This is a genomic window from Microbacterium sp. Bi128, assembly GCF_918698205.1.
In genome coordinates this window covers 1-8,527 of the sequence record NZ_CAKKMM010000158.1, presented here as the reverse complement: position 1 = coordinate 8,527, position 8,527 = coordinate 1, and the positions used below count along the sequence as shown (strand labels likewise).

The following is an 8,527-nucleotide window of genomic DNA, read 5'->3' as shown; positions in this document are numbered from 1 at the left end:
AAGTCCAGCCCGGCAGGATCCCACCTCGGCACCACGAAGTTGCCCGGCGCCAGCCCCGGGACGCCGGCCACCCAGGGACGCATCGGCACAAGGCCTCGGAGAATGGTCGAGGATTCAGAGCCACAGTCAATTGACGCAGATGGCCGCAATAGGCCCAGGCAATCCGGCCATCTGTGGCGAATCGACGAGTTTCACACGGCAGAGCTTCACCCGGGCACACGCTGGTGGGCACACGCTGGTGGGCACACGCTGGTGGGCACACGCTGGTGGGCACACGCTGGTGGGCACACGTTGGTTGGCACGTGTCGATGGGCATCCGGCCCGCGGTCAGGACCCGACGCGGCCCGCGCGGCGCAGTGTGGACGCGGCATGCTTGAGGATGGGCCCGTCGACCATCTTGCCCTTGAACTGGAAGACGCCCGAGCCTGCCGCGGAGGCGGCATCGAGCAACTCCGCGGCTGCCGAGACGTCGGCCTCCGAGGGTGCATAGGCTTCGCGGACCACGGCCACCTGGTCCGGATGGATGCAGGCCTTGGACGAGAATCCGGACGCCACCGCGTCACGTGATTCAAGTGCCAGTCCGGCCAGATCCGGGATGTTGACGTAGACGGCGTCGATCGCGTCCTTGCCGAAGGCGCCGGCGGCCAGCAGCACGCTGGAACGGGCGTGTAGCGCGACGGCCCGGTAGCTGCCGTCCTCGGCCCGGCTGGAGGTTCCGCCGAGCGATGCCAGCAGGTCCTCCGCACCCCACATCAGGGCCACCACGTTGGGCTCGGCGGCGATGGCGGCGGCGTTGAGGACGCCGGCGGCCGTCTCGCAGAGGGCAATCACGCTGTAGCCCTCGAGTTCCCTCAGCTGGGCAGCGCTCTCCGCCTTGGCCAGCATGATGTGCCGGTAGGGCGTGTGCTTGAGGCAGTGCAGGTCCTTCTCGAACTCGTCCGTGCCGGCCGGGTTGACCCGGACGATCGTGCGGGACGGATCCAGTTCCGGGACGTCGCCGGTGGCGCCAAGCTGGGCAAGGATGGCGCCGCGGGCCCGCTGCTTGTCGGCAGGGGCGACGGCGTCCTCAAGGTCCACGATCACGGTATCGGCGCGTTCCGCGGCTTTTTGGTACCGCTCGGGGCGGTCGGCGGGGCAGAACAGCAGGGCAGGGCCCATCAGGAAACTCATGTCTCTATTCTCCCCTTTTGCGCCGCTTCCAGCTCGGCAGCGGCGTGGGCCTCGCGTGTCCACATCAGGCAGCTGCGGGCGGCGAGCGCCACCACGTCCCCGTGCTGGTTCCGTCCGGTGTGCTGCATGGTCACGATGCCCTGCCCCGGGCGGGACGCGGACAGCCTCTTCCCGGTCACCACCGTCTCCGTGTACAGGGTGTCCCCGTGGTACAGCGGGTGCGGAAAAGACACATCCGTCAGGCCGAGCTGGGCGATGATGGTGCCCTGGGTCAGCTGCGGCACGGACTGGCCCACCACGGTGGCCAGGGTGAACATCGAATTCATCAGCCGCTGGCCGAACGGCTGCCCGGCGCTCCAGGCCGCGTCGAGGTGCAGGGCCTGGGTGTTCATGGTCATGGTGGTGAACAGGACGTTATCCGTCTCCGTGAGCGTCCGGCCCGGCCGGTGGGCGTAGACCACGCCCTCCTCCAGCTCATCGAAATAGAGGCCGCGCTGCTCGATCACCCGGGGGGTGCCGGTACCCGGGTGCGCGCCCGTGCCCGGTGAAGTCGTGCCTGCATCACTCATACGGTCAGTTCCTGGTCTTCCTCAAAGAGTTCGGCTCCGGTGGCCGCCACGACGTCCTCCACAGACACGTTCGGCGCCAGTTCCCGCTGCACCAGCCGGGACTTCCCGCCCTCGGTCACGACGTCGATCACGGCGAGGTCGGTGATGATCCGGTCCACGCAGCCCTTGCCGGTCAACGGCAGCGTGCAGGTTTCCACGATTTTCGGCTTGCCGTTGCGGTCCACGTGATCCATCATCACGATCACCTTCTTGGCCCCGAACACCAGGTCCATCGCGCCGCCCATGCCCTTGACCATCTTGCCCGGGATCATCCAGTTGGCGAGGTCGCCGTTGACGGCGACCTCCATCGCGCCGAGCACGGCCACGTCGACGTGCCCGCCCCGGATCATGCCGAAGGAGGCGGCGGAATCGAAGAACGCCGCGCCCTTGTTGACCGTGACGGTTTCCTTGCCGGCATTGATCAGGTCCGGGTCGACTTCATCCTCGGCCGGGTACGGCCCGACGCCCAGGATGCCGTTTTCCGAATGCAGCACCACCTCGACGCCGGCCGAATGTAGTTGGGTATCAGCGTCGGCATCCCGATGCCGAGGTTGACGTACTGGCCGTTGTGCAGTTCCTGCGCCACGCGGGCCGCAAGTTCATTGCGGGTCCAGCCCTTGCCCTCAGTACCGGCGTCGTGTTCGACGGCGGAGCGCCGGTATTCGTGGCGCACGGCCTCGGGACGGGGCGGGGCCTCTGCGGCTTTGTTCGTTTCCACGGCTAGGCTCCTGCCTGCTCTGGCGACAGTTTTGGTGCGCCGGAGGCACCGGCGGCCACCGCAACCGTCCGCTTCTCAATGCGTTTCTCACCCTGCGGGGCGAGAACCACGCGCTGGACGAAGATCCCCGCGTGCCGGTCATGGTGCTGGCGCAGAAGCTGGGCCTGGCCCGCGGCACCGTCCAGTCCCGCCTGGAGCGGATGTCGGCGTCGGGCGCGCTCCGGCCGAACAGCAGCCGGGTGCTGCCGTCCGCCCTGGGCCGCGGCGTGGCGGCCGCGGTCAGCGCGGAACTGGACCAGAGCCACCTCAACGAGGCAATCGCCGCCCTGCGCAACATCCCTGAGGTGCTCGAATGCCACGCCCCGGCCGGCGACACCGATCTCCTGATCCGGGTGGTGGCCAAGAGCCCGGACGATCTCTACCGCGTGTCAGAGGAAATCCGGCTGTGTCCCGGAATCGTCCGGACCTCAACGAGCATGTTCCTGCGCGAGGTCATTCCCTACCGGACCACGGGACTGCTCGGCGCCTGAGCAGGCGGACGCGTCTAGACCGGCGGCCCGGCGTTGGCCTTCAGGTTCTTCATGACCAGCGTAGACGTCAGTCGCTCGACGCCGGGCAGCGAGGTCAGTTCACTGTCGTAGAAACGCTGGTAGGAGGGCAGGTCCTCCGCGATGACCTTGAGCAGGTAGTCCGGCGACCCGAAGAGCCGCTGGGCCTCGACGATGTTGGGATTGCCGGCCACCCGGCTCTCGAAGATCTCCATGGTGGAACGGTCCACCTGGCGCAGGGTCACGAACACGATCGCCTCGAAACCGAGCCCCACGGCGGCCGGATCAATATCCGCCCGGTAGCCCCGGATGATCCCGGCGGCCTCCAGATCCCGCAGCCGGCGATGGCACGGAGCCACGGTCAACCCCACCTTGGCCGCCAGGGCCGTGGCAGTCATCCGGCCGTCCGATTTGAGGTAACGCAAGATACTTCTGTCAATGGCGTCAATCACGCAATTATCTTACCCAATTGCGGTGATTCTTCAGTAAATAAGCGAGCACTTCCCGGCCGAATTTGCCTAGAGTTTTTCTTGTACCCGCCACGGGGTGCCGCACTCCTGGAGCCCGCCATGAACCCCCAGCTTTTCCTCGCCTTCCTGGTTGTCGCCGTCGCCCTGGCATGCACCCCCGGCGTCGACTGGGCCTATTCGATCGCGGCCGGGCTCCGGCAGCGCAGCTTCGCGCCCGCCGTCGCCGGTCTCTGCGGGGGCTACGCCCTCCACACGGCGTTGTTGGTGCTGGGCCTGGCGGCACTGCTCGCCGGGATGCCCGGCGTGCTGGGCTGGCTGACCGCGGCGGGCGCCCTCTACCTGCTGTGGCTGGGCTTCAGCACCCTGCGGTCCTGGCGCGGGGCCAGCTTCAGCACCGGTACCGCTGCTCCCGGTGCCGCCACACCCGCGAGCCAGTTCCGGGTCTTCCTCCAGGGCATGGGCATCAGCGGGATCAACCCCAAGGGCCTGCTGTTCTTCGTGGCCCTGGTGCCGCAGTTCGTCAGCCCTGACGCCGCGTGGCCGGTTCCGGTCCAGTCGGGTCTGCTCGGGCTGACCTTCATCCTGCTCGTGGGCGTCATCTACAGCTGTGTGGCACTCCTGGCGCGGAAACTGCTGCAGGCCAGGCCGGGCGCAGCGCGCCAAGTGACGCTGGCCAGCGGGATCATCATGCTGGCCCTGGGCGCCTTGCTGCTCGCCGAGCAGATCGTGCCCGCCGTCAGCGCAGCCATGACGCACGGGTGAGGACGCGAATCCGCCCTGGGGCTACTTGCGCTGCATGTACCACTCGGTGAAGGACGACGCGCGGCCGTCCGCGGTCAGTTGGATGACCCACAAGTTGTCATAGCTCCGGCTGTTGCCGCGGTACGTCGTCAGGCCCTGCACAAACGCCCGGCCGCCGTCGACCCCCAGCAGCTTCCATTCAAACATCCAGTCATCCGGCTCATCACGCCCGGCAAGCCAGTGCTCCACGATATCGTCCCGGCCCTGCCACGGTTCGGCTTCCTGGGGGCTGGTCGCATAGATGGCGTCCTCGGTAAACAGCGCCCGGATGTCCTCCGGATCGTTCGTCGTCCACGCTGTGATGTAGTGCTGCATCCAGCGCTCCACCGCATCTCTCATGCCTCGTTTGTACTCCCCGCCCCAGGGGCCCGCAAGAGTAGTGGATACGTGGATTTGGCCGCGATCGGGCGTGGAAGCCCGTCAGTCGTCGTCAGCGCGCCCGTATTCGCGGTCCCAGAGTTCGTGCATTTCGGCGTCTTTGCGGATGGCTTTCACGGCCTCCAGCTGTGCCGGTTTGTGGCGCTGCCAGTCCCGGCCGCCGAGGGTCTTGCGGCCCGCCTCGAGGAGGAGCAGGGCGGTGTCCGTCAGCGCGTCGCTGCGGAGGGTGAAGTCAGTCTTCCTGCGCCGCAGGACTTCCTGCAGGGCCGAACGGGAAGCGGTGTAGGCGCCGAGCCTGCGCAGCGACCGGGCACGCACCAGCAGCAGCGCCGCGGACAGATCGTCCGCGTTCAGCAGGCCCTCGGTCTCTGCCACCACGTCGACGTCGCGTCCCAGCTCGGCCTCCAGCGAACAGCGCGCCAGGGCGAGCGGCAACGACGGCGGCAGGCCGGCCAGCGCCGCCAGCGCCGCCTCCGTCTGGCCGGTCTCGCGCAGGGAATGGGACAGCGCCAGGAACACGGCCTCCTCGGAGAAGAGCACCGGAACCTCAATCCGCTCGGCCACCTCCACCCTGGTGACCACGCCGGCCAGGTATTCGCCGGCGTAGCGGTTGGCGTCCTCGTCGTTCCGCAGTCTCAGGCCGTGCTGCAGGAGTTCGGACGCGCGCAGGTGCCCGCCGTGGGCGTACGCCAGCAGCCCGGCCAGGAGGTAGCACACCCCCGCCCAGCCGGGGTAGGAGCGGGCCAGGGTTATCAGGCGGTCAGGATCGGTGCTTCCGAAGACGGCGGAGTGCACGGCTTTCATCCTCTTGGCCGAGGTCCGGCTCCCTACCCTGCCCAGCCGGGGCACCCCGCCTTCGGCGGCCAGCGTCCCGGGTGCCCGGCCCGCCATGAGTCCGGCCACCGCGCCGCCCACGGTGCCGGCCAGGCCGCGGACGGGTGTCCGGACCACTACCTTGCGGAAGGGCGTCAGGTCGCGGGTGTCCGTGTACGGCCTGCGCTGGCCGTCGGGATTTTCGCCGTCAGCAAGCTGGCCAGCGGGAATGCGGCCGTCAGGAATTTGGGGGGCGGATTCGCCAAGTCCGGCGCTCATTCCCCCATGGTAGTAGGCTCCGGCAGGCCGCTGCTAGGCCGCCGAGGCCACCCAGAGGCCGATCACCCAGGTGCTCGCGGCGAGGCACGCGAGGCCGAATTCCACGATCATGCCCAGGCCCGTGGCCTTCAGCGCGGCCCAGCTCGAGGCCACTGCGGTGCCGAACACGCGGGTGCGCTGCAGCTCGCTGAGCAGGAGCCCAGCGGCGAAGCCCACAAAGAGCCCCACCACGGGGATGACGAACATGCCGGCCACGCCCAGCACGAGGCCCACCACCACGGAACGGCTCGGGATGCTGTGCTGCTTGAGCTTCCGGCCGGTAAGGACGGTGCTCGCGGCCAGGCCGGCCAGAACGAAAAGCATCCCGATCCCGAAGACCACCCAACCGGTGGTCCCGGCGCCGCCCCACAATGCCCAGGCAAGCAGGCTCGCCCCGATCAGGATGCTGCCGGGCAGAACGGGAATGATCGTCCCGGCAACGCCCACCACGATGGCGAGGCCGCAAAGCACTGTCACGACAATCTCGGGGTTCATGGCCCCAGTCTATGGCCGGGCCCGGGGCTGCCGTTGACGGCCCCGGGCCCGGAATGCCGGCGCCTAACTTCCGGACGGCTCCCCGAATGACAGCGGCGGCGCTCCCCCCTCAGGGAGCGCCGCCGTCGTCGTCCGGTGTCGGATGCCTTCTGACGCGGTCCTGCTACTCGGCGGCCACCGCCGCGGCGACTGCGGCGGAGACGGCCGGGGCCACGCGCGGATCCAGCGGGCTGGGCACGATGTAGTCCGCGGAAAGGTCGTCCTCGGCCAGTTCCGCGATGGCCCGGGCCGCGGCGAGCTTCATGGCCGGCGTGATCCGGCGGGCGCCGGCGTCGAGGGCGCCGCGGAAGATGCCGGGGAAGGCCAGGACATTGTTGATCTGGTTCGGGAAGTCGCTGCGTCCGGTGGCGACGACGGCCGCGTACTTGCTCGCGACCTCCGGCAGGACTTCCGGGTCCGGGTTCGACAGGGCGAACACGATCGAGCTGTGGTTCATCAGCTTGAGGTGCTCCTCGTCCAGCTTCGAAGAGGAGACCCCGACGAACACGTCGGCGCCGAGCAGCGCCTCCCCCGGGCCGCCTGTCACGCCACGAGGGTTGCTGCGGGCGGCGAGCTGGGCCTTCTTGCTGGCCGGATCGGCGGCGATGTCCGCGCGGTCCTTGTTGATGGTGCCGCGGGAGTCCAGGAGGACGACGTCGCCGATTCCGGCCGTCAGCAGGATTTCGGCGACCGCGATCCCGGCGGCCCCGGCGCCGGAGACCACCACACGCAGGCTGTCGAGGGTCCGGCCGGTCACCTTGGCGGCGTTGGTCAGGGCGGCGAGGACGACGACGGCGGTGCCGTGCTGGTCATCGTGCATGACCGGGCAGTCCAGCGCCTCGATGAGTTTCTCCTCTAGTTCGAAGCAGCGGGGCGCGGCGATGTCCTCAAGGTTGACGGCGCCGAAACTGGGGCGCAGCCGGACAAGTGTCTCGATGATTTCGTCGACGTCGGTGGTGTTGAGGACCAGCGGGATGGAGTCGAGTTCGCCGAAGGCCTTGAACAGCGCGGACTTGCCCTCCATCACGGGCAGCGAGGCGCTGGCGCCAATGTTGCCCAGCCCCAGCACGGCCGTGCCGTCGCTGACCACCACCACGAGGCGCTGGGCCCACGTGAGCGTCTTGGCGAGCTCCGGGTTGGCGTGGATGGCGCGGCTGACCTGGGCGACACCGGGCGTGTAGGCGATGGAGAGGTCGCGCTTGCTGGCAAGCGGGACGGTGCTGGAAATCGACAGCTTGCCGCCCTCGTGGGATGCGAAGATTTCCTCGTCGCTGAGCACGGCTACTGGCTCAGCCGGGGAGGTGGAATCGGCGGGAATGATCGTTTCAGTGGACACGTCGTTGTCTCCTGGGGCTCACCGTGGGCGCACGGCTCATGGAAGCTCAAGCAAGGATGCTCAAGTTGGTCTGGCAGGGGCGGCGGCGACCAGAGGTGGCGGTCGCCGGTGTTTCCCCGATTTGCCGGCATCAGCCGGCTCCGGTCCAGCAATGGTAAACAGGGCATCGCGCCCGTTACGCCCGCGGGGAGCGTTAACCACTCGTGGTGAAACGTTTCTTCTCCAGAATATGTGACCCGGATCACGCGCGGGAGGGCATTTTCCGGGCCGCTGGTCTAGACCAGTTACGCGGCCTGCGGGGTCCGCTGCAGGAGGGAACAGGCCTTCTTCAGGTCCTCCTCCGCTTCGAAGAGGGACAGCCGGCGGCAGCGGACGGCCTGGACCAGGCCCGTAACCGTCAGCAGCAGGACCCGGGCCACGGCCGGGTCGCCGCACGCCGCCGTGACTGCCTTCTCGGCCGTCGCATCGATCTCGCGCAGCAGCCGCGTTGTGTCGTTGTCCTTGACGTAGACCGCCCGGTTGAGGGACTGCTCCACGGCGGGCTGCATCAGGCGCATGTGGAAGATCTCCATCACCACTCCCGCGAGGGCCTGGGCCGCGACCTTGCCGGCCGCCGGCGAGCTCCCCGCGAGCAGTTCGCCCAGTTGCTTGCGGTACAGCGCCAGGACCAGCTGGGTGGCCGACGGGAAGTAGCGGTACAGCGTCCCCAGTGGCACGTCCGCCTTGGCCGCCACCTCGGACAGGACCACGGAGTCCAGGCCCTTGCGGGCAAACCCCGCGGCGACATCTAGGATCCGCACGTAACGGAGCCGCTGCCGGGGCAGAGTGGGTGG

General features: G+C 68.5%; 10 protein-coding genes and 1 pseudogene. 2 read left to right on the top strand and 9 right to left on the bottom strand.

Annotated elements, in window-relative coordinates; translation table 11 throughout:
* Positions 1-327: 327 nt before the first annotated feature.
* The 3 genes and pseudogenes from LQV45_RS12685 to LQV45_RS12675 form a co-directional block, all read right to left on the bottom strand.
* The gene (locus LQV45_RS12685) at positions 328-1,170 is read right to left on the bottom strand and encodes a CoA ester lyase (RefSeq protein ID WP_079551424.1); all 843 of its coding nucleotides are present in this window, start codon (positions 1,168-1,170) and stop codon (positions 328-330) included.
* The gene (locus tag LQV45_RS12680; protein WP_230007337.1) at positions 1,167-1,739 is read right to left on the bottom strand and encodes a MaoC family dehydratase; all 573 of its coding nucleotides are present in this window, start codon (positions 1,737-1,739) and stop codon (positions 1,167-1,169) included. The genes LQV45_RS12685 and LQV45_RS12680 overlap by 4 nt, the downstream gene beginning before the upstream one ends.
* Positions 1,736-2,496 (bottom strand): annotated as a pseudogene (locus LQV45_RS12675) (CoA transferase subunit B). Before LQV45_RS12675 ends, LQV45_RS12680 begins: the two are co-directional and overlap by 4 nt.
* A gap of 92 nt (positions 2,497-2,588) precedes the next feature.
* Here LQV45_RS12675 and LQV45_RS12665 point away from each other — a divergent pair.
* Positions 2,589-3,026 carry an Lrp/AsnC family transcriptional regulator gene (locus LQV45_RS12665; protein WP_230007338.1) on the top strand — a complete coding sequence of 146 codons (438 nt, stop codon included), beginning with the start codon at positions 2,589-2,591 and terminating at the stop codon, positions 3,024-3,026.
* Between the two features lie 14 nt (positions 3,027-3,040).
* Here LQV45_RS12665 and LQV45_RS12660 read toward each other — a convergent pair whose 3' ends face one another.
* Positions 3,041-3,496 carry an Lrp/AsnC family transcriptional regulator gene (locus LQV45_RS12660; RefSeq protein ID WP_079555658.1) on the bottom strand — a complete coding sequence of 152 codons (456 nt, stop codon included), beginning with the start codon at positions 3,494-3,496 and terminating at the stop codon, positions 3,041-3,043.
* A gap of 117 nt (positions 3,497-3,613) precedes the next feature.
* Between LQV45_RS12660 and LQV45_RS12655 the strand changes: the two genes are divergently transcribed.
* Positions 3,614-4,276, top strand: coding sequence for a LysE family translocator (locus LQV45_RS12655; protein WP_230007336.1), 663 nt, complete (start codon positions 3,614-3,616; stop codon positions 4,274-4,276).
* 21 nt (positions 4,277-4,297) lie between these two features.
* Here LQV45_RS12655 and LQV45_RS12650 read toward each other — a convergent pair whose 3' ends face one another.
* The 5 genes from LQV45_RS12650 to LQV45_RS12630 form a co-directional block, all read right to left on the bottom strand.
* Positions 4,298-4,654 (bottom strand): nuclear transport factor 2 family protein, encoded by a 357-nt coding sequence (locus tag LQV45_RS12650; RefSeq protein WP_028277562.1) that lies wholly within the window; start codon positions 4,652-4,654, stop codon positions 4,298-4,300.
* An 81-nt stretch (positions 4,655-4,735) separates the two neighbouring features.
* Positions 4,736-5,785 (bottom strand): hypothetical protein, encoded by a 1,050-nt coding sequence (locus LQV45_RS12645; RefSeq protein ID WP_230007334.1) that lies wholly within the window; start codon positions 5,783-5,785, stop codon positions 4,736-4,738.
* 33 nt (positions 5,786-5,818) lie between these two features.
* A complete protein-coding gene (locus tag LQV45_RS12640) occupies positions 5,819-6,319 on the bottom strand; it encodes a DUF456 domain-containing protein (protein ID WP_230007333.1) in 501 nt (166 codons plus the stop codon).
* Between the two features lie 163 nt (positions 6,320-6,482).
* On the bottom strand, positions 6,483-7,676 hold the full coding sequence (locus tag LQV45_RS12635; protein WP_374208206.1) for an NADP-dependent malic enzyme: 1,194 nt from the start codon (positions 7,674-7,676) through the stop codon (positions 6,483-6,485).
* 302 nt (positions 7,677-7,978) lie between these two features.
* Positions 7,979-8,527 (bottom strand): TetR/AcrR family transcriptional regulator (locus LQV45_RS12630; RefSeq protein WP_230007331.1); only part of this gene is annotated, 549 nt, incomplete at its 5' end.

Excerpts from the sequence above, each read along its gene's own strand:
- LQV45_RS12680 (WP_230007337.1), bottom strand. The coding sequence starts at position 1,739 with ATGAGTGATGCAGGCACGACTTCACCGGGCACGGGCGCGCACCCGGGT.
- LQV45_RS12650 (WP_028277562.1), bottom strand. The coding sequence starts at position 4,654 with ATGAGAGATGCGGTGGAGCGCTGGATGCAGCACTACATCACAGCGTGG.
- LQV45_RS12655 (WP_230007336.1), top strand. The coding sequence starts at position 3,614 with ATGAACCCCCAGCTTTTCCTCGCCTTCCTGGTTGTCGCCGTCGCCCTG.
- LQV45_RS12685 (WP_079551424.1), bottom strand. The coding sequence starts at position 1,170 with ATGAGTTTCCTGATGGGCCCTGCCCTGCTGTTCTGCCCCGCCGACCGC.
- LQV45_RS12640 (WP_230007333.1), bottom strand. The coding sequence starts at position 6,319 with ATGAACCCCGAGATTGTCGTGACAGTGCTTTGCGGCCTCGCCATCGTG.
- LQV45_RS12645 (WP_230007334.1), bottom strand. The coding sequence starts at position 5,785 with ATGAGCGCCGGACTTGGCGAATCCGCCCCCCAAATTCCTGACGGCCGC.